Source organism: Streptomyces coeruleoprunus, assembly GCF_039542925.1.
GTDB classification, from domain to species: Bacteria; Actinomycetota; Actinomycetes; order Streptomycetales; family Streptomycetaceae; genus Streptomyces; species Streptomyces coeruleoprunus.
Window position 1 is genome coordinate 1,593,047 of the sequence record NZ_BAABIT010000001.1, and the last position, 21,808, is coordinate 1,614,854.

Here is a 21,808-nt window from a genome sequence, read left to right on the forward strand (position 1 = left end):
GAAACTGAACGACGCGAACTGCAACACCCCCACCCCGGAGCCCACACCCATCAACTCACCAAAGACCCCCACCAGATTCAGCAGCGAGCCGTGCGAAACCACCACACCCTTCGGCCGCCCCGTCGACCCCGACGTATAAATCACATACGCCGCCTGCTCGGGCCCCACATCGACCGACGGCAGGCCAACGGGCTCGCCCACCGCACCGACCTCGTCGGCGACCACCAGCGGAACACCCACCTCGGCCACCAACCCGGCCAGACCCCGGACCGTCACCACGCACACCGCCCCGGAGTCCTGCGTCATGAACCCGATACGCTCCGCCGGATACTCCGGGTCGAGCGGCACATACACACCGCCCGCCTTCCACACCGCCAAGATCGCCGCCACCATCTCCACACCACGCGGCAGACACAGCCCGACGACCGACTCGGCACCCACCCCCCTGTCGGCCAGCACCCTCGCCAGCCGGTTCGCCCGCGCGTCCAGCTCCGCGTACGACACCTCCACACCCTCGAACACCACCGCCACCGCATCCGGCGACCGCTCCACCCACCCCTCGAACAACCCCAACACCGAACCCGACGGCACCTCCACCGCCGCCGCCTCCCCGTTCCAGGCCCCCAACACCCGGCCCCGCTCCGCCTCACCCAGCACGTCCACGCCGCGCAGCGGCAGATCCGACTCGCCGTCCAGTGCCGTCTCCAGGGCCGCGACGAGGTTCCGCAGCGCGGTGTGGAGGAGGGAGCAGACGGCCTCGGGGTCGACCGGGGCCACCGCGTCGACGCTGAGCACCAGCTCGCTTCCGTCGTCGTCGACGGCCGCGGCGAGCGGGTAGTTGGTGCGCGACCGTGTGTAGACGGTCCTGATGCCGTCGGCGTCCGTAGTGTCCTCGGAGAGCCGCCCGGCAGAAGTAACAGGAGCAGCGGCGTTGTGCCGGTAGTTGAAGAACGAGGTGAACAGGGGCATGTCCCCGGGTACGCCGCTGGCCTGCCGGGCCACCGCCAGGGGGATGTGCTCGTGTTCGAGGAGCCCGGCGAGCTGGGTGCGCATCTCGGCGACGGCCGACCGTACGCCGACGTCGCCCACCCGTACGCGGGCCGGGAGCGTATTGATGAACGGGCCGACCCGGTCGGCGCCGGCTCCGGCGCCCATGCGGCCGAAGAGGACCGTTCCGAAGACGACGTCGTCGCGCCCGCTGACCGCCGCCAGGACCCGCGCCCACGCCACGTGCAGCACGGTCGCGGGGCTCGCGCCGAGCCGACGGGAGATCTCGCGGAGCCGGCCGGTGACCGTGTCGGCGACCTGCACGTCGGCGCGGGCGGTGTCGGTGCCGTCGCGGTCCACGTCGACCAGGCCGTACGGGGCGGTCGGCTCGGTGATGTCGCCGAGCAGTGCGGCGAAGAACTCCTCGTGCCGCGAGCGTGCGGCGCCGGCGCGTGCCTGGGCCACGAAGTCCCGGAAGGGGAGCGGTTCGGACAGGTCGGCGGCCCGTCCTTCGACGAAGGCCTCGACCTCCTCCATGACGACTTCCAGGCCCATGTGGTCCTGCACCATGTGGTGGGCGCGGACGAGGGCGAGCCACATGCCGTTCGTGGGGGATTCCGCCACCCGTACGTCGAGCAGCGGTGCCCTGCCGAGGTCCATCGAGGAGCCCGCCGACGCCACCAGTTCGGCGACCGGGTCGGTGCTGTGGGCGTCGAGCGTCACCTCCTCCACGGGGAGTGCGGCCTGCCGCCACACGACCTGCACGGGCTCGCGCAGGCCTTCCCACACCACAGCGGTGCGGTAGATGTCATGGCGGTCCACCACGTTCCGCAACGCGTCCAGGAAGCCGTCCAGCCGGGACCGGGTGTCGAACTCGATCACCGTGGGGGTGACATACGCGTCGTCGCCGCTGCCCGCCATCAGGTGGTGGAAGAGCATGCCTTCCTGCAGGGGCGCGAGCGGATAGACGTCGGCCACGTTGGGCGCGCCGCCCTCGACGGTGGCCGTGATCCGCTCGATCTCGTCGCTGGTCAGGTCCACCAGCGGCAGCATCTCCGGTGTGATCGCGACGGCGTCGTCCGGGATGCGGTTCGCCGGCACCACGATCTGTTCGGGCCCCGCCACCCGTGCGAGACCGGCCACGGTCGGCGTCTCGAACAGCGCCCGTACCGAGACGGCGATCCCCCGCGACCGCAGCAGTTCCACGAGCCGCACCGCGAGGAGCGAGTGGCCGCCGAGCCTGAAGAAGTCGTCGTCGACGCCGACGCTCCCGGGTTCCCGTCCCAGAACCTCGGCGAAGGCCGCGCACAGCAGCTCCTCGCGGGCGTCGGCGGGCGCCCGGCCGCCGCCGGAGGCGTACGCGGGGGCCGGGAGGGCCTTGCGGTCGAGCTTGCCGTTGACGGTCAGGGGCAGCTCGTCCAGGGCGACGACGGCGGACGGCACCATGTGCTCGGGCAGCCGGGACGAGACGAAGTCCCGTACGGCGGACTCGATGCCCGGGCGGTCGGTGTCGGCCACGACGTAGGCGACGAGGCGGGTGTCGCCGGGCACGTCCTCGCGTACGACGACGGCTGCCTGGGCCACGTCCGGGTGTGCGGCGACGACAGCCCGGACCTCGCCGGGCTCGATGCGGAAGCCGCGGATCTTGACCTGTTCGTCGGCGCGGCCCACGAAGACGAGTTGGCCCTCGGGCGTCCACCGCACGCGATCGCCGGTGCGGTACATGCGCTCGCCCGCCGACGTGCCGTACGGGCAGGCCACGAACCGCTCGGCGGTCAGGCCGCCGCGGCGGACGTAGCCGCGGGCCAGCTGGGCGCCCGCGATGTACAGCTCACCGGCCACGCCCACGGGCACGGGCTCCAGCGCCCGGTCCAGGACGTACAGACGGGTGTTGGCGACCGGCGCGCCGAACGGCACGACACCCTCGCCGGACCCGTCGACCTCACCGGCGGCCACCATGACCGTGGCCTCAGTCGGGCCGTAGGTATTGACCAGCCGCCTTCCCTCGGACCACGCCCCGGCCAGCTCACGCCCGATCGGCTCCGCGCCCACCAGCAGCGTCTCGACACCGTCCAAGTCATCCGGCTCCAGCACACCGAGCAGGGAAGGCACGACACTCGCCGCCCGTACGCCGGCGGACTCCACCAGCGCACGCAGCCGCTCGGGCTCCGCCCGCTCCCCCACCCCGGCCACGACCAGCGACCCACCCGGCCCAGCGTCACCGCGAGGTCCAGCACGGACGCGTCGAAACTGAACGACGCGAACTGCAACACCCCCACCCGGAGCCCACACCCATCAACTCACCGAAGACCGCCACCAGATTCAGCAGCGAGCCGTGCGAAACCACCACACCCTTCGGCCGCCCCGTCGACCCCGACGTATAAATCACATACGCCGCCTGCTCGGGCCCCACATCGACCGACGGCAGGCCAACGGGCTCGCCCACCGCACCGACCTCGTCGGCGACCACCAGCGGAACACCCACCTCGGCCACCAACCCGGCCAGACCCCGGACCGTCACCACGCACACCGCCCCGGAGTCCTCAGTCATGAACCCGATACGCTCCGCCGGATACTCCGGGTCGAGCGGCACATACACACCGCCCGCCTTCCACACCGCCAAGATCGCCGCCACCATCTCCACCCCACGCGGCAGACACAGGCCGACGACCGACTCGGCGCCCACGCCCCTGTCGGCCAGCACCCTCGCCAGCCGGTTCGCCCGCGCGTCCAGCTCCGCGTACGACACGTCCGCGCCCTCGAAGACGACCGCCACCGCATCCGGCGACCGCTCCACCCATCCCTCGAACAGCCCCAACACCGAACCCGACGGCACCTCCACCGCCGCCGCCTCGCCGTTCCAGGCCTCCAACACCCGGTCCCGTTCCGCCTCGCCGAGCACGTCCACGCCGGCGACCCGCACCCGCGGATCGGCGACCACGGACCGCAGCACCCGTACGAACCGCTCCGCCAGCCGCCCAGCGCTGCTCGCGTCGAACAGCTCCGCCGCCACGATGAGCGCGCCGTGGATTCCCGCGGGCGCACCGTCGTCGGCGTAGGTCTCGGCGACGCTGACGTCCAGGTCGAACTTGGCCGTCAGGGGCCCCGCCGGCAGTCCTTCGGCCGCCACGCCGGGCAGCTCCAGGACGGCTTCGGCGGTGTTCTGGACGGTGAGCATCACCTGGAAGAGCGGGTGCCGGGACAGGGAACGGGCCGGCGCCAGCTCCTCGACCAGCCGCTCGAACGGCACGTCCTGGTGCGCGAGCGCCGACAGGCCCGCGTCCCGGACCCGGCCCAGCACCTCGCGGAACGTCGGGTCGCCCGACACGTCGGTCCGCAGGACCAGCGTGTTCACGAAGAACCCGACCAGGTCCTCCACCGCCACGTCCGTACGCCCGGCGACCGCCGACCCGACGGGGATGTCCGTGCCGGCGCCGAGCCGCGACAGCAGCACGGCGAGCGCGGCCTGGAGCACCATGTAGACCGTGACGCCCTCGGCGCGGGCCAGCTCCACGAGCCGTGCGTGCACCTCCGCGGGAACCTCCAGCGGCACGCTCAGACCGCGGTGGCCGGCCACGGCCGGGCGGGGCCGGTCGAAGGGGAGCTCCAGCTCCTCCGGCGCCCCTGCCAGGGCCCGGCGCCAGTACGCGACCTGGCGGGACAGCACGCTGTCCGGGTCGTCCTCCTCGCCCAGCAGCTCGCGCTGCCACAGCGCGTAATCGGCGTACTGCACGGGCAGCGGCTCCCAGTCCGGGGCCCGGCCCGCGCACCGGGCCTCATAGGCGGCCGACACATCCCGCGCCAGGGGTCCCTTGGACCAGCCGTCGCCGGCTATGTGGTGCAGCACCACGACGAGCACCTGCTCGCCGGGGCCCGCCGTGAACAGCCAGGCGCAGAAGGGCACTTCGTCGGCCAGGTCGAAGGCGTACTCCTGGGCGGCGGCCACAGCGCCCGCCAGCTCCTCCGGAGCGACCTCCACCACCTGAAGGCCCCACTCCAGCTCGGCCAGGTCCCGGATCCGCTGGTACGGCTCCCCGTCCTCGCCGACCGGGAACACGGTCCTCAGGACCTCGTGCCGGGCCAGGACGTCCCGCAGCGCCGCGTCCAGCGCCTCCCGGTCCACCTCGCCCGCCAGGCGCAGCGCGACGGGCACGTTGTAGGCGGGGCCGGAACCGTCCAGGCGACCCAGGAACCACAGCCGGCGCTGCGCGAAGGAGAGCGGTACGCGCTCCGGGCGCTCGGCCCGCGCCAGTGCGGGACGGGCCCGGACCGCGCCCCGCCCCTCTCCGGCCGGGTCGCCGTCGGCCTCCGCGCCCAGCTGTGCGGCGAGACCGGCCACCGTCGGTGTGTCGAAGAGGGCGCGGATCTCGACCTCGACGCCGAGTACGGCCCGGATACGGCTGATCAGCCGCACGGCGAGCAGCGAGTGTCCGCCCAGTTCGAAGAAGTCGTCGTCGACGCCGACACCGGGCAGCCCGAGCACTTCGGCGAACGCCCCGCACAGCAGCTCCTCCCGTACCGTGGCGGGGCCCCGGCCGGTGGCGGCGGTCGTGGCGTAGTCGGGTGCGGGCAGGGCCTTGCGGTCCAGTTTGCCGTTGCCGGTGAGCGGAAGCGCCTCCAGGACGACCACGGCGGACGGCACCATGTACTCGGGCAGCCGCCCGGCCGCGAAGCTCCGTACGGCGTCCGGCAGCGTCGCCTCGACCTCCTCGGGGTCGTCGGCGGGGACGACGTAGGCGATGAGTCGTACGTCGCCGGGGGTGTCCTCGAGGGTGACGACGGCGGCCTGGGTGACCTCGGGGTGTGCGGTCAGGGTGGCCTGCACCTCGCCGGGCTCGATCCGGAAACCGCGGACCTTCACCTGCTCGTCGGCACGACCGAGGAACACCAACCGACCGTCGGCGTCCCACCGCACGCGGTCGCCCGTCCGGTACATCCGCTCGCCGGGCGACGCCCCGTAGGGGCAGGCCACGAACCGCTCGGCGGTCAGCCCGGCGCGCCGCACATAGCCACGGGCCAGCTGGTCACCGGAGATGTACAGCTCCCCCGCCACACCGGCGGGGGCCGGGTTGAGGGAGCGGTCCAGGACGTAGCAGCGGGTGTTGGCGACGGGTGTGCCGACGGGGACGGTGCCCGCAGCGATGAGCTCGGGCGTGAGCGGGGTGGTGGCGACACCGATCGTGGCCTCGGTGGGCCCGTAGTGGTTGAACACCCGCCGCTCGGGTCCGGCGACCTCCAGCAACTCCCGCACCCACGCCGGACTCGCCGCCTCGCCGCCCAGGACCAGCGACGTGCCGGGAAGGACAGCCTCCAGACCGCCATCGGCACCAAGGGCCGCCAGGTGGGAGGGCACGGCCTTGAGGTGGTCGATGCGGTGCTGGGCCATGTACCCGGCCACAGCCGTCGGGTCGGTGACCGCGCCCGACGGCAGCACATGCAGCTCACCACCCGTGGCAAGACTGGCGAAGACAAGAGTGTTGCCCAGGTCCGTGGCCTGCGCCTGCAACAGCGCATACCGCGCCCCGGGCGCGCCCAGCCCGACCCGCCCGGGCACGGCGGCCACATAGTTGGCCAGCGCGCCATGGGTCACCGCCACACCCTTGGGCCGGCCCGTAGAACCAGAGGTGTAGATGATGTACGCCAGCGCCGCGTCGGGGACGGGCGGGACGTCGGGCCCGGTCGGCGCAACGGCCGCCAGCTGCGTCGCCGTCAGCGGGTCGTCCAGTGGGACGAGACGGCCGCGCCCCGCGGGCAGCTCGTCCAGGATCTCCTCGGTGGTCAGCGTCAGCGCGGCCCGGCTGTCGGCCAGCATGAACGCGATCCGGTCGGCGGGCTGCTCCGGGTCCAGCGGCAGATAGCCCGCACCCGCCTTCCACACACCCAAAATCGCCGCGATCATCTCCACACCACGCGGCAGACACAGCCCCACCACCGACTCGGCACCCACACCCTGACCGGCCAGATAACCCGCGATACGGTTCGCCCGCGCCTCCAGCTCCGCGTACGAGACCCGCTCACCGTCACACACCACCGCCACCGCCTCCGGCGACCGCACCACCTGCCCCGCGAACAGCTCCGGGACGGGCACCGAAAGACCGTCCCGCGCGGTGTCGTTCCACTCGTGGAGGACGAGGTGCCGTTCCTCCCGGCCCAGCACGTCGAGCGCGCCGAGCCGTACGGCCGGGTCGTCCGTGACGGCTTCCAGGACCCGTGCCCAGCGGGTGGCGATGTGCGCCGCGGTCCCGGCGTCGAAGAGGTCCGCGGCCACGGTGAGCGTGCCGCGCAGGCCGGCGGGCGTGCCGTCGGCGTCGTAGGCCTCGCCGACCAGCACGTCCAGGTCGAACTTGGCCATCGAGGTGCCGGAGCCGGCCGTGACCGGTTCGAGGGTGACACCGGGAAGGTCGAGGACGGCGGCGATGGTGTCCTGCTTGGTGAACACGACCTGGAAGAGGGGGTGCCTGGCCAGCGACCGGGCGGGCGCCAGCTCCTCCACGAGCCGTTCGAACGGGACGTCCTGGTGCGCGTACGCCGCCAGGCCGGTCTCCCGGACGCGCGAGAGCACCTCGCGGAAGGTGGGGTCGCCCGACAGGTCGGTGCGCAGCACCAGCGTGTTCACGAAGCAGCCGACCAGTCCGTCCAGCGCCTCGTCCGCGCGGCCGGCGATCGCCGAGCCGACGGGGATGTCCGTCCCGGCACCGAGCCGCGACAGCAGCACGGCCAGCGCCGCCTGCAGCACCATGAAGACGGTCACGCCCTCGGTCCGCGCCAGCTCGACGAGCCGCGCGTGGACCTCCGCCTGGACTTCCAGGGGCACTTGGTGGCCGCGGTGGCTCGCCACGGCGGGCCGGGGCCGGTCGAAGGGCAGGGCCAGCTCTTCGGGGCTGCCGGCGAGGGCGTGTCGCCAGTAGTCGACCTGACGGTTGATCAGGCTGTCGGGGTTCTGCTCGTCGCCGAGGAGTTCGCGCTGCCAGAGCGCGTAGTCGGCGTACTGGACGGGCAGCGCCTCCCACTCCGGAGCCCGCCCCGCACACCGCGCCTCGTACGCCACGGACACATCCCGCGCCAGCGGCCCCCGGGACCAGCCGTCCCCGGCGATGTGGTGCACGACCACGACCAGGACGTGCTCCTCCGGCCCGGCCGCGAAGAGCGTCGCCCGGAACGGCATCTCTACGGCGAGGTCGAACGCATGGCGCACCGCGCCCGCCACGGCGTCGGCCGGCTCCGCCGGGTCGACCTCCACGACCGGCAGCTCCCAGGCGAGGTCGTCCACGGCCAGCACGTGCTGGTACGGCTCGCCGTCGGCGACGGCGAACACCGTGCGCAGCGCCTCGTGCCGGTCCAGTACGTCACACAGCGCCGCGGACAGGGCCGCGCGGTCGAGGCGGCCCAGGAGCCGCACGGCGACCGGCATGTTGTAGGTGGCGCTGGGGCCCTCCAGCTGGTTCAGGAACCACAGGCGCTGCTGCGCGAACGACAGCGGCACCCGCTCGGGCCGCCGCCCGGCCGCGCTCAGGGCGGGCCGGGCCGCGTCGGCCCCCTCCAGCCTGGCCGCGACCCCGGCGACCGTACGGGCCTCGAACAGGGTGCGCAGCGACAGTTCGACGCCCAGGACGGACCTGATCCTGCTGAGGAGCCGTACGGCGAGCAGCGAATGGCCGCCGAGCGCGAAGAAGTCGTCGTCGACGCCGACGGCGGGCAGGGACAGCACCTCCGCGAAGGCGGCGCACAGGATCTCCTCCTGCGGGCCGGCGGGCCCCCGGCCGGCCGTGGCCGCGTACTCCGGCACCGGCAGGGCGCGGCGGTCGAGCTTGCCGTTCCGCGTCAGTGGCAGCTCGTCCAGGACGACGACCGCGGCCGGCACCATGTACTCCGGCAGCCGTCCGGCCGCGAAGTCGCGAAGCTGCTCCGGCAGCTCCCTGCCCGAGCCCTCGGCCGTCACGACATAGGCGACCAGCCGCTTGTCGCCCGGCGTGTCCTCACGGGCGACGACCGCCGCCTGGGCGACCTGCTCATGGGCCAGGAGCGCGGCTTCGACCTCGCCGGGCTCGATACGGAACCCGCGGATCTTGACCTGCTCGTCGGACCGCCCCGCGAAGACCAGCTGCCCGTCGGCGGTCCAGCGGGCGCGGTCACCGGTCCGGTACATCCGCTGACCGGGCTCGGTGCCGTACGGGTCGGCGACGAACCGCTCGGCGGTGAGCCCGGCGCGCCCGAGGTAACCGCGTGCGAGCCCGGCGCCCGCGACGTACAGCTCACCGGCCACGCCCACCGGGACGGGGTGGAGGGTCGCGTCGAGGACGTAGACGCGTGTGTTGACGACGGGCCGGCCGATCGCCACCTCGTCCGCGTCCGGATCGCACCGCCACAGCGTCGCGTCCACGGTGGTCTCCGTCGGACCGTAGGAGTTGAACATGGCCCGGCCCCGCGCCCACCGCGCCATCACCTCCGGCGGACACGCCTCACCCGCCACCGTCAACACCACATCGAGGCCGATCGACGACTCGTCGAGAGTGGCCAGCACCGCCGGCGGCAACGTCACATGCGTCACCCGCTCCTGCGACAGGAACCGCGGCAACGCCTCACCAAGCCGCCGCTCCTCCGGCACGACCACCAACGCCGCACCCGTCAACAGGGCCATGCACCAGTCCCAGCCGAACGTGTCGAACCCGGCCGACGCGAACTGACCCACCCGATCCCCGCCACCCACACCCAGGAACCGCACATGCCCTTCCCGGAAACTCGCGACACCCGCGTGCGACACCACCACACCCTTGGGCCGACCCGTCGACCCGGACGTATAGATCACCCACGCCGGATGCGACACCCGCAACCCGACATCCCCCACAACCCGGCCATCGAACGAGCCCAACTCCCCAACGACATCCGTTGAGTCGAGCACGACCACCGAAACGCCCTCCGGCACGACGCCCGCCGTACTCTCCGCGGCCAGCACAATGCCCACACCGGCATCGCCGACCATGAACGAGATCCGGTCCGAGGGATAGGCGGGATCCACCGGCAGATAAGCCCCACCCGCCTTCAACACACCCAGCAAGGCCACCAACAGATCGACGCCCCGCTCCAGACACACCCCCACCACCGACTCCGGACCCACACCACGCCCCACCAACAACCGCGCCACCCGATTCGCCCGCGCCTCCAGCTCCGCGTACGACACCTCCACCCCACCAGCCACCACAGCCACCGCATCCGGAGTCCGCGCCACCTGCGCCTCGAACAGCTTCGGGACGGGCGAAGCCGACACCTCGACGGCGGAGTCGTTCCAGTCCCGCAGTACGCGACGCCGCTCGACCTCGTCGAGCACGTCCACGCGGCTGAACGGGAGGTCGGCGGCATCGTCCAGCGCCGCCACCAGGTGCTCGACCGCGGTGCGTACCAGCGCGGCCACCGCCTCGGGGTCGATCGGCGCCACCGCGTCCACGGCCAGGCCGATGCCCGCGCCTTCGCCGTCGTCGTCGACGGAGACCGTCAGCGGGTAGTTCGTGCGCTCGCGCACGAGAACGGTCGTCACACCCTCGAGTCCGTCGGAACCCTCGCCGGACGGGCCCTCCTCGGACGAGGGCGGGGTGGTCTGGTTGTGGCGGTAGTTGAGCAGGGCGGTGAACAGCGGAGCGTCGCCCTGGACGCCGCTGGCCTGCTGGGCCACGGCGAGGGGTGCGTGCTCGTGCGCCAGGAGCCCGGCGAGCTGGTCCCGCATGGCGCCGACCGCTTCCCGTACGTCGGCGTCGTCGACCCGTACGCGTACGGGCAGCGTGTTCATGAACGGGCCCGGCACCCGGTCGGCGCCCGCACCGGCATTCATCCGCCCGAACAGCACCGTGCCGAAGACGACGTCGTCGCGCCCGCTGACCGCTGCCAGCACGCGCGCCCACGCCACGTGCAGCACGGTCGCCGGGCTCACGCCCAGCTGCCTGCAGACCTCGCGGATCCGCGCCACGGTCTCCGGCGAGAAGGGCAGCCGGACACGTACGACACCGGCGCCGTCGCCGCGCGCGTCCAGGACTCCGTAGGGCGCGGTCGGCTCGGTGACGTCACCCAGCAGCTCGGCGAAGTACCGCTCGTGCTCCTCCCGGGCCGTCCCGCCGCGCGCCTGCGCCACGAAGTTCCGGAACGGCAGAGGAGCCGGCAGCCGGTCCTCCCGGCCCTCGACGAACGCCCGTATCTCGTGCAGGACGACTTCGAGCGCGGTGTGGTCCTGCACCATGTGGTGCATCCGCACCAGGAGCAGCCACCGGTCCTGGACGGCAGCGATGTGCACGTCGATGAGGGGCGCCCGCCACAGATCCATGGTGAGGCCGGCCCGATCCAGCAGCTCTTCGGCCGGGTCGCCGCCGCCCCGCTCGTCGAGCGTCACCTCGGTCACGGGCAGTACGGCACGCCGCCGCACGACCTGGACGGGCTCGCGCAGCCCCTCCCACACCACACCGGTCCGGAAGATGTCATGGCGGTCGACCACACACTGCAACGCCGCCACGAAGGCGTCGAGCTGCTCGCGCGCCGCGAACTCCAGCACCGTCGGGGTCACGTACGCGTCGTCGCCGCCGTCGGCGAGCAGGTGGTGGAAGAGGAGCCCTTCCTGGAGCGGGGCGAGCGGGTAGACGTCGGCGACGTTGCCCGCGCCACCATCGACGGACGCGACGATCCGCTCGATCTCCTCGGCGGTCAGCCCGGGGACCAGCGGCAGCATGTCGGGGGTGAGGGCCGTCGCGTCCCGGGGGATGAGGTTCGCCGGTATGTCGACGTGCTCGGCACCGGCCGCCGCCGCGAGACCCGCCGGCGTGGGCGTCTGGAACAGGGCCCGCACGGAGACGGAGATGCCCCGCGACCGAAGCGTCTCGACCAGGGACACGACCAGCAGCGAATGCCCGCCCAGCTTGAAGAAGTCGTCGTCCACGCCGACGCTCTCCCGCCCCAGCACCTCGGCGAAGGCGGCGCACAGCACCTCCTCCCGCGCATTCGCGGGGGCCCGTCCCGTTCCGCCCGCGTACGTGGGTGCGGGCAGGGCCTTGCGGTCGAGCTTGCCGTTGCTGTTCAACGGCAGGACGTCCAGCACGACGACCGCCGACGGAACCATGTGCGCCGGAAGCCGCTGCGCCACGAGCGCGGTCAGCTCCGCCGGCAGATCAGCCCCCGCCTCGTCGCCGCGCGGGACGACGTATGCGACCAGACGCTTGTCACCGGGCGTGTCCTCCCGCACGACCGCAACAGCCTGCGCGACGTGCGCGTGCTCGACCAAGACGGCCTCGATCTCGCCGGGCTCGATACGGAAACCCCGCACCTTCACCTGCTCATCCGCACGCCCCAGGTACTCCAGATCACCATCGGCGTTCCACCGCACCAGATCCCCGGTCCGGTAAAGCCGCTCACCCGGCACAATCGCATACGGATTCGCGACGAACCGCTCGGCCGTCAGCCCGGCACGCCCCAAATACCCCCGCGCCAAACCCGCACCAGCCACATACAACTCACCCACCACACCAACCGGAACCGGCGAAAGACCGGCATCCAACACAAACACCCGGGCATTACCCACCGGCCGGCCAATAGGCGGAGAAACCAGTCCCTCAACATCGTCCGGCGCGAACCACGCCGTCGAATACACCGTCGCCTCAGTCGGACCATAAATATTCGCCACCCTGGCACCCGGCAGTGCGGCGCGAATATCGCGCACCAGCCCGCCCGGCAGTGCCTCACCCGCCAGCACCACCGCGCCCACACCCGACGAGGTCAGCCCACCCAACACCCGGGACAACGCCGAAGGAACCGCACTGACCAGACTCACACCCCGGCCGGCCCGGCATCCGCCAGCGCCAGCACATCCCGCACCACCTCCACACAGCCACCCGACACCAGCGGCCCGAACACCTCGAACACCGACACATCGAAACTCAACGACGTAGAACCCAGCACCCGCGCGAAATCACCGTCGCCGAACTCACCCACCGCCCACGACAACAGACTCACCACCGAACGGTGCTCCACCACCACACCCTTCGGCCGACCCGTCGACCCCGACGTATAAATCACATACGCCGGATCGAACGCCGAAACTCCCACTCCCAGGGCCGAAGCATCCAACCCCGCCAACTCGCCCGCCACATCGGCGGAATCCACGGCGACCAGAGGAACACGGGCGGAGTCGGGAATCGCGCCCCTCGTGCTTTCCTCGACCAGGACCAGTCGAGGCCGGGCGTCGTCCAGCAGGAAGCCGATGCGGTCGGCGGGGTAGTCGGGGTCGATAGGCAGGTAGGCGCCGCCCGCCTTCCACACCGCGAGCATGGCGACCACGGCATCGATCCCGCGCGACAGGCACAGTCCCACGACCGTCTCCGGCCGTACGCCCCGCGCCACGAGCAGCCGTGCGAGCCGGGCGGCGCGCGCGTCGAGCTCGGCGTACGACACCTCGGCGCCCGCCGAGACGACCGCCACGGCGTCCGGGGTCCGCGCCGTCTGCGCCTCGAACAGTTCCACCGCCGTAGCGGCCGGCGCCGCTCCCATGGCGGTGTCGTTCCACTCCACCAGCAGGCGGCGCCGCTCCTCCTCGTCGAGGACGTCCACGGCGCTCAGCCGTGTCTGCGGGTCGTTGCTCAGGAGCGCGAGCGCACGTGTCCAGTAGAGGGCGACGCGTTCCGCGGTCTCCGCGTCGAACAGGTCGGCGGCGACGGTCACCGAGCCGCGCACCCCGGCCGGTGCGCCGTCCTCGTCGTGGACCTCCTCGACGATGACGTCGAGATCGAACTTCGCCGCGGCGGCCGCGTTCGGCAGGCCTTCGGTGACGAGTCCGCCCGGCAGGTCCAGGACGGCCTCGGCGTTGTTCTGGAGCGTGAGCATGACCTGGAACAGCGGGTGCCGGGCCAGGGACCGCTCGGGCGCCAGCTCCTCCACCAGCCGCTCGAACGGCACGTCCTGGTGCGCCAGCGCCGACAGACCGGCCTCCCGCACCCGGCCCAGCACCTCCCCGAACGTCGGGTCACCCGACAGGTCCGTCCGCAGCACCAGCGTGTTCACGAAGAAACCGACCAGGTCGTCCAGCGCCTCGTCCGTACGGCCGGCGACCGCCGAGCCCACCGGGATGTCCGTCCCGGCACCCAGCCGCGACAGCAGAACCGCCAGCGCCGCCTGGAGCACCATGAACACCGTCACGCCCTCGGCCCGCGCCACATCCTTGAGGCGCCGGTGCACGTCGGCCGGGACCTCCAGCGGGACCCGGTGCCCGCGATGGCTCGCCTCCGCCGGGCGGGGCCGGTCGAAGGGCAGCTCCAGCTCCTCCGGCGCCCCGGCCAGGGCCTCACGCCAGTACGCCACCTGCCGCGAGATCACACTCCCCGCGTCAGCCTCATCGCCCAGCAACTCCCGCTGCCACAACGCATAGTCCGCGTACTGCACCGGCAGCGGCTGCCACTCAGGAGCCCACCCCGCACACCGCGCCTCGTACGCCACCGACACATCCCGCGCCAGCGGCCCCATCGACCAGCCATCACCCGCGATGTGATGCACCACCACCACAAGCACGTGCTCATCCGGACCCACCGAGAACAGCCACGCCCGGAACGGCACCTCGGCGGACAGGTCGAAGGCGTACTGCTGCGCGGCAGCGACAGCCCCCGCCAGCTCCTCCGATCCCACCTCCACGACCTGGAGACCCCACTCCAGCTCCTCCGGGCCGAGGATCCGCTGGTACGGCTCCCCGCCCTCGGCGACCGCGAACACCGTCCGCAGCACCTCGTGCCGGCCCAGCACATCCCGCAGCGCGGCATCCAGCGCCACCCGGTCCACGTCACCCGTAAGTCGCTCTGTCACCGGCAGGTTGTACGTGGCGCTCGGGCCCTCCAGCCGGCCCAGGAACCACAGCCGCCGCTGCGCGAACGACAACGGCACCCGCTCCGGGCGCACCGCCGGTACCAAGGCCGCTCGGGCCCGGCCCTCGCCGCTGAGCCGTGCCGCGAGGCCGGCGACGGTCGGCGCCGCGAACAGGGTGCGGAGCGACAGCTCGACGCCAAGCACCGACCGCACACGGCTCACCAACCGCACGGCCAGGAGGGAGTGGCCTCCCAGCGCGAAGAAGTCGTCGTCCACGCCGACGCTTTCCAGCCCCAGCACCTCGGCGAACAGGGCGCACAGGATCTCTTCCCGGGCGTCGGCCGGCGCCCTTCCGGCACCCGCCGCGTACTCCGGCGCCGGCAGGGCCTTGCGGTCGAGCTTGCCGTTGCTGTTCAACGGCAGGACGTCCAGCACGACGACCGCCGACGGAACCATGTGCGCCGGAAGCCGCTGCGCCACTAGCGCGGTCAGCGACGCCGGCAGATCAGCCCCCGCCTCGTCGCCACGCGGGACGACATAAGCGACCAGACGCTTGTCACCGGGCGTGTCCTCCCGCACGACCGCAACAGCCTGCGCGACGTGCGCGTGCTCGACCAAGACGGCCTCGATCTCGCCGGGCTCGATACGGAAACCCCGCACCTTCACCTGCTCATCCGCACGCCCCAGGTACTCCAGATCACCATCGGCGTTCCACCGCACCAGATCCCCAGTCCGGTAAAGCCGCTCACCCGGCACAGCCCCAAACGGATTCGCGACGAACCGCTCGGCCGTCAGCCCGGCACGCCCCAAATACCCCCGTGCCAAACCCGCACCAGCCACATACAACTCACCTACCACACCAACCGGAACCGGCGAAAGACCGGCATCCAGCACAAACACCCGGGCATTACCCACCGGCCGGCCAATAGGCGGAGAAACCAGTCCCTCAACATCGTCCGGCGCGAACCACGCCGTCGAATACACCGTCGCCTCAGTCGGACCATAAATATTCGCCACCCTCACACCCGGCAGTGCGGCGCGAATATCGCGCACCAGCCCGCCCGGCAGTGCCTCACCCGCCAGCACCACCGCGCCCACACCCGACGAGGTCAGCCCGCCCAACACCCGGGACAACGCCGACGGAACCGCACTGACCAGACTCACACCCCGGCCGGCCCCGGCATCCGCCAGCGCCAGCACATCCCGCACCACCTCCACACAGCCACCCGACACCAGCGGCCCGAACACCTCGAACACCGACACATCGAAACTCAACGACGTAGAACCCAGCACCCGCGCGAAATCACCGTCGCCGAACTCACCCACCGCCCACGACAACAGACTCACCACCGAACGGTGCTCCACCACCACACCCTTCGGCCGACCCGTCGACCCCGAGGTGTAGATGACATACGCCGGATCGAACGCCGAAACCTCAACCCCTGAAAGCGAACCGTCCAACCCGGCCAACTCAGCCACCACACCAGGGCCATGCAGATTTATCTCCGGAATGTCGACGTCACTCGCGACATCCACCTCTCCGTCGGTCAGGACGCACACCGCTCCCGAGTCGCGGAGCATGTAGGCGATCCGCTCCGCCGGATACGACGGATCGACCGGCAGATACGCGCCACCCGCCTTCATCACCCCCAGCAGCGCCACCACCACCTCCACCCCACGCCCCATCGCCACACCCACCACCGACTCCGCACCCACACCCCGACCCACCAACAACCGCGCCAAACGATTCGCCCGCTCGTCCAACTCCGCGTACGACACCTCGCCCCCACCCGCGGCCACCGCCACCGCACCCGGAGTCCGCGCCACCTGCGCCTCGAACAACCCCGGAACCGACACCCCCAACACCCCGACCGCCGTGTCGTTCCACTCCACCAACACCCGACGACGCTCCGCCTCATCGAGCACGTCCACGCCGTTGAGGGGCAGGTCTGCGACCGCGGCCTTCGGTTCCAGCGCCCGTTCCAGCGCGGTCACCAGGTTGTCGACGCTGGTGCGTACGAGAGCGCCCACCGCGGCGGGGTCGATCGGTGCCACCGCGTCCACGGCCAGGCCGATCCCCGCGCCGTCCCCGTCGTCGTCGACGGACACGGTGAGCGGGTAGTTGGTGCGCTCGCGCACGAGCAGGGTCGTGACGCCCTCCATGGCCGTCCGGTCGTCGGTGCCAGCACCGGTGTTGTGGCGGTAGTTGAGCAGGGCGGTGAAGAGCGGAACGTCGCCCTGGACGCCGCTGGCCCGCTGGGCCACCGCCAGGGGCGCGTGCTCGTGCGCCAGAAGCCCGGCCAGCTGCGCCCGCATGGCGTCGACAGCGCCCAGGACACCGCCGTCGTCGTCGGCCCGTACCCGTACGCGTACGGGCAGGGTGTTCATGAACGGGCCCGGCACCCGGTCGGCGCCCGCGCCCGCGTTCATGCGCCCGAACAGCACCGTGCCGAACACGACGTCGTCACGTCCCGACACCGCGGCGACCACCCGCGCCCACGCCACGTGCATCACCGTCGCCGGGCTCACCCGCAGGTGCCGGGCGACGGACCGAAGGCGGTCGACGGTGTGCGGTGAGAGCGACAGTTCGGCGCGGGCGATTCCGGTGCCGTCGCCGCGCGCGTCCAGGACTCCGTAGGGCGCGGTCGGCTCGGTGACGTCACCCAGCAGCTCGCCGAAGTACCGCTCGTGCTCGGCCCGGTCCACCCCGCCGCGCGCCTGCGCCACGAAGTTCCGGAACGGCAGCGGCGCCGGCAGCTCGTCCTCCCGGCCCTCGATCAGCGCGCGGACCTCGTCCAGGACCACGGCGAGCGCGGTGTGGTCCCTGACCATGTGGTGCATCCGTACGAGGGCCAGCCACCGGTCCGCCACCGCGGCGATATGCACATCGATCAGCGGCGCCCGCCCCAGATCCATGGACAGCCCCACCACCGACAGCAACCGCTCAGCAGCCTCACCATCACCCGAGCAGCCCTCAAGGACCACCTCCCGCACCGGCAGCACGACCCGCCGCCGCACCACCTGCACCGGCTCCCGCAACCCCTCCCACACCACACCCGTACGGAACACGTCATGCCGATCCACCACCCGCTGCAACGCCGCGACGAAAACGTCCAACCGCTCCCGCCCGTCGAACACCAGCACCGTCGGCGTCACATACGCATCCTCACCGCCCTCCACCAACAAGTGATGGAACAGCAACCCCTCCTGCAACGGCGCCAGCGGATACACATCCGCCACATTCGCCGCCCCACCCTCCACCGACCCCACAACCCGCCCGATCTCCCCCACCGACATCCCGGGCACCAGCGGCAACATCTCCGGCGTAATCACCGAAACACCCTCGGGAATCACACTCTCCGGAACCTCCACCCACTCCGCCCCCGCCACCGCCGCCAACCCCGCCGGCGTCGGCGACTGGAACAGGGCGCGCACGGGCACCGAGACGCCACGTGCCCGCAGGCGCTCCACGAGCCGTACGGCGAGCAGCGAGTGTCCGCCCAGGTGGAAGAAGTCGTCGTCCACGCCGACCGAATCCAGTCCCAGGACCTCGGCGAAGGCCGCGCACAGCACCTCCTCCCGCGCGTTGGCCGGCGCCCGCCCGGCACCCGTCGCGTACGCGGGCGCGGGCAGGGCACGCCGATCGAGCTTGCCGTTGCCGGTCAGGGGGAGTTCGGGCAGGACGACGACGGCGGAGGGCACCATGTGCGGGGAGAGCCGTCGACCGGCGAACTCGCGTACGGACCAGCCGAGTTCGGAGTCGTCACGCCTCTGCGCCGCGTCGAGGTCGGCCGGGACGACGTAGGCGACGAGCCGTGTCTCGCCCGGTGTGTCCTCGCGGGCGACGACGACGGCCCGGGCCACGCCGGGGTGCGCGGCGACGACGGCCCGGACCTCGCCCGGCTCCACGCGGAAGCCCCTGATCTTGACCTGTTCGTCGGCGCGGCCCGCGTACACGAGGCGGCCGTCCGCCGTCCAGCGCGCCAGGTCGCCGGTCCGGTACATCCGCTCGCCGCCGCCTTCCCCGTACGGGCAGGCGACGAACCGTTCCGCCGTGAGGCCGGCCCGTCCCACGTACCCGCGGGCGAGGGGCGCGCCGGCGACATACAGCTCGCCGGTCACGCCGGGCGGCACCGGATTGAGGGATGCGTCGAGGACGTACAGGCGGGTGTTGGCGATGGGGGTGCCGACGGGCGCGGAGGCGCCGGCCGTCAGGTCGCCGGTGGCCGCCTCGGTGAGCTGCCCGGTGGCCACGCCGATGGTGGTCTCGGTGGGACCGTAGTGGTTGAAGACGGCCCGGTCGTCGCCGGCCGCGGCGACCAGGTCGCGCAGCCAGGGTGCCGGTGCCGCCTCGCCGCCCAGGACGAGGGAGCGGGCGGGCAGCAGCGCGTCGACGCCGCGCGCGGCGGTCAGGGCGGCCAGGTGCGAGGGGACGGCCTTCACGTGGTCGATGGCGTGGGCGGCCAGGTAGTCGGCGACGGCCGCGGGGTCGGTCACGGCCCGGGCGCCGAGGATGTGGAGCTGCCCGCCGGTGGCGAGGCTGGTGAAGACGACGGTGTTGCCGAGGTCGGTCACCTGCGGCTGGAGCAGCGCGTACCGGTGACCCGGTGCGCCGAGGCCGAGGCGGTCCGGGACCGAGGCGACGTAGTTGGCGAGGGAGCCGTGCGTGACCGCCACGCCCTTCGGCTGTCCTGTCGAGCCGGAGGTGTACATCACGTACGCCAGGGCGGCGGCGGGCACGAGGGTGCCGGGCGTCGTCGACGGCAGCTGCGCCAGCTCGTCGGCGACGGCCGGGTCGTCGAGTGCCACGACGGCCCTGACGGTGGGCGTGTCGACGGGCGCCATCGCGTCCCGCGCGGTGACCAGGACCTCCGCGCGGGCGTCGGTCAGCATGAACGCGGTGCGCTCGGCGGGCTGTTCCGCGTCCACGGGCAGGTACGCGGCGCCCGCCTTCCAGACGGCCAGAATGGCCGTGATCGTCTCGATGCCGCGCGGCAGGCACAGGCCCACCACCGATTCGACACCGACGCCCAGCCGGATGAGGTGATGCGCCAGGCGGTTAGCGCGGGCGTCCAGCTCGGCGTACGACGTGTCCGTGGACGACTTCTCCGCATACGACGTGTCGGCGTGCGACGTATCGGCGTTCGCCGTGTCGGCGTGTGGCGTGTCGGCGTGTGGCGTGGCCGCGTGCGACGTGTCCGCGTGCGACGTGTCCGCGTGCGACGTGTCCGCGTGCGACGCGTCGTCGGCGTCGCAGACGACCGCCGTCGCGTCCGGGGTCCGGGCCGTCTGCGCCTCGAACCGCTCCAGTACCGAGGCCGTGGGCAGCTCGGCGGCCGTGTCGTTCCACTCCTCGACGACCCGGCGCCGTTCCGCCGGGTCGAGGAGGTCCACCGCGTGCAGCCGCGTCCGCGGTGCGGCGGTCAGGTCGGCCAGGGCCCGGGTCCAGCGTTGCGCCAGGCGGCGGGCGGTTTCGGCGTCGAAGAGGTCGGCGGCCAGGGTCATGGACCCGCGCACACCGGCCGGGGCGCCGTCGGCGTCGAACACCTCCCCGACGCTGACCGCGACGTCGAACTTCACGGACGACAGCTCGGCCGAGAACTCCTCGGCCCGCAGGCCGGGCAGGTCGATGACCGCTTCGGCGGTGTTCTGGACGGTGAGCATGACCTGGAACAGCGGGTGCCGGGAGAGCGACCGCGGCGGGGCCAGCTCCTCCACGAGCCGCTCGAACGGCACGTCCTGGTTCCCGTACGCCGACAGGCTCGTCGCCCGCACGCGGGCCAGCACCTCGCGGAACGTGGGGTCGCCGGACAGGTCGGTCCGCAGCACCAGCGTGTTGACGAAGAAGCCGACGAGGTCCCGCAGGGCGGCGTCGGTGCGCCCGGCGATCGCCGAGCCGATCGGCACGTCCGGGCCGGCGCCGAGGCGGGAGAGCGTCACCGCCAGCGCGGCCTGGAGCACCATGAAGGCGGTCACGCGCTCTTCGCGCGCGAGTTCCACGAGCCGTGCGTGCACGTCGGCCGGGATCTCCAGCGGCACGCTGTGCCCCTGGTGGCTCGACACGGCGGGCCGGGGCCGGTCGAAGGGCAGGGGCAGTTCCTCGGGGGCGCCGTCGAGGGCGGCGCGCCAGTGGGCGACCTGCCGGCTGAGGACACTCTCGGGGTCGTCGGCGTCGCCGAGCAGTTCACGCTGCCACAGGGCGTAGTCCGCGTACTGCACCGGCAGCGGCTCCCACTCGGGGTCCCGCCCGGCGCACCGCGCCTCGTACGCGACGGCGACGTCCCGCGCCAGCGGTCGCATCGACCAGCCGTCGGCGGCGATGTGGTGCACCACGACGACGAGCACGTGGTCCTGCGGCCCGGTCGCGAAGAGCCATGCCTTGACCGGTACGTCCACCGCCAGGTCGAAGGCGTGCTCCGCCGCCTCCGCGACGGCGGCGTCCAGCGCCTCGGGGGTCACCTCGACGACGTCCAGGTCCCAGGAGAGGTCCGCCGGGTCCAGGACGCGCTGGTACGGTTCGCCGCCCTCCGTCGGGAACACCGTGCGCAGCACCTCCTGCCGGCCGAGGACGTCCCGCAGGGCGGCCGCCATCGCCGCCCGGTCGAGGGTGCCGGACAGCCGGAGCGCGACCGGGATGTTGTACGTCGGGCTCGATCCCTCCAGCTGCTGGATGAACCACAACCGACGCTGCGCGAACGACAACGGGATCATCAGGACTCCTCCTGGCCACGCATCGGCCGCAGTGCCGGCCTAGCTGACTTCTGGTCTCCAAGCAGATGTGCGAGCCCGGCCACCGTCGGCGCTTCGAACACGTCGGCGATGCGGACTTCGATTCCCAGGGCCTCGCGGATCGAGCTGACGAGTTCCGTGGCGAGCAGCGAGTGCCCGCCGAGCCGGAAGAAGTCGTCGTCCACGCCCACGTGCTCCAGCCCGAGGACGCCGGCGAAGGCCGCGCTGATCGCTTCCTCGCGGGCGTTGGCAGGTGCCCTTCCGGCACCGG

General features: G+C 72.3%; 3 protein-coding genes and 2 pseudogenes (1 of these 5 only partly in view). All 5 read right to left on the bottom strand.

Annotated features, from left to right (window positions below; all coding sequences use genetic code 11):
* Positions 1–3,279: pseudogene (locus ABEB09_RS06935) on the bottom strand (AMP-binding protein); the annotation flags it as partial.
* Complete coding sequence (locus ABEB09_RS34930; protein ID WP_425580062.1) at positions 3,206–7,144, bottom strand: amino acid adenylation domain-containing protein; 3,939 nt, start codon at positions 7,142–7,144, stop codon at positions 3,206–3,208. The gene ABEB09_RS34930 and the pseudogene ABEB09_RS06935, both read right to left, overlap by 74 nt.
* A pseudogene (locus ABEB09_RS34935) lies at positions 7,133–12,790 on the bottom strand (non-ribosomal peptide synthetase); the annotation flags it as partial. The pseudogene ABEB09_RS34935 and the gene ABEB09_RS34930, both read right to left, overlap by 12 nt.
* Positions 12,787–21,519, bottom strand: a complete 8,733-nt coding sequence (locus ABEB09_RS06945; protein ID WP_345688143.1) for a non-ribosomal peptide synthetase — start codon at positions 21,517–21,519, stop codon at positions 12,787–12,789. The pseudogene ABEB09_RS34935 and the gene ABEB09_RS06945, both read right to left, overlap by 4 nt.
* Positions 21,519–21,808, bottom strand: partial view of an amino acid adenylation domain-containing protein gene (locus ABEB09_RS06950; RefSeq protein ID WP_345688145.1) — the end only. The gene runs 15,619 nt beyond the window's last position; the window shows 290 of its 15,909 coding nt (coding positions 15,620–15,909); its start codon lies beyond the right edge, outside the window; it ends in the stop codon at positions 21,519–21,521. The genes ABEB09_RS06945 and ABEB09_RS06950 overlap by 1 nt, the downstream gene beginning before the upstream one ends.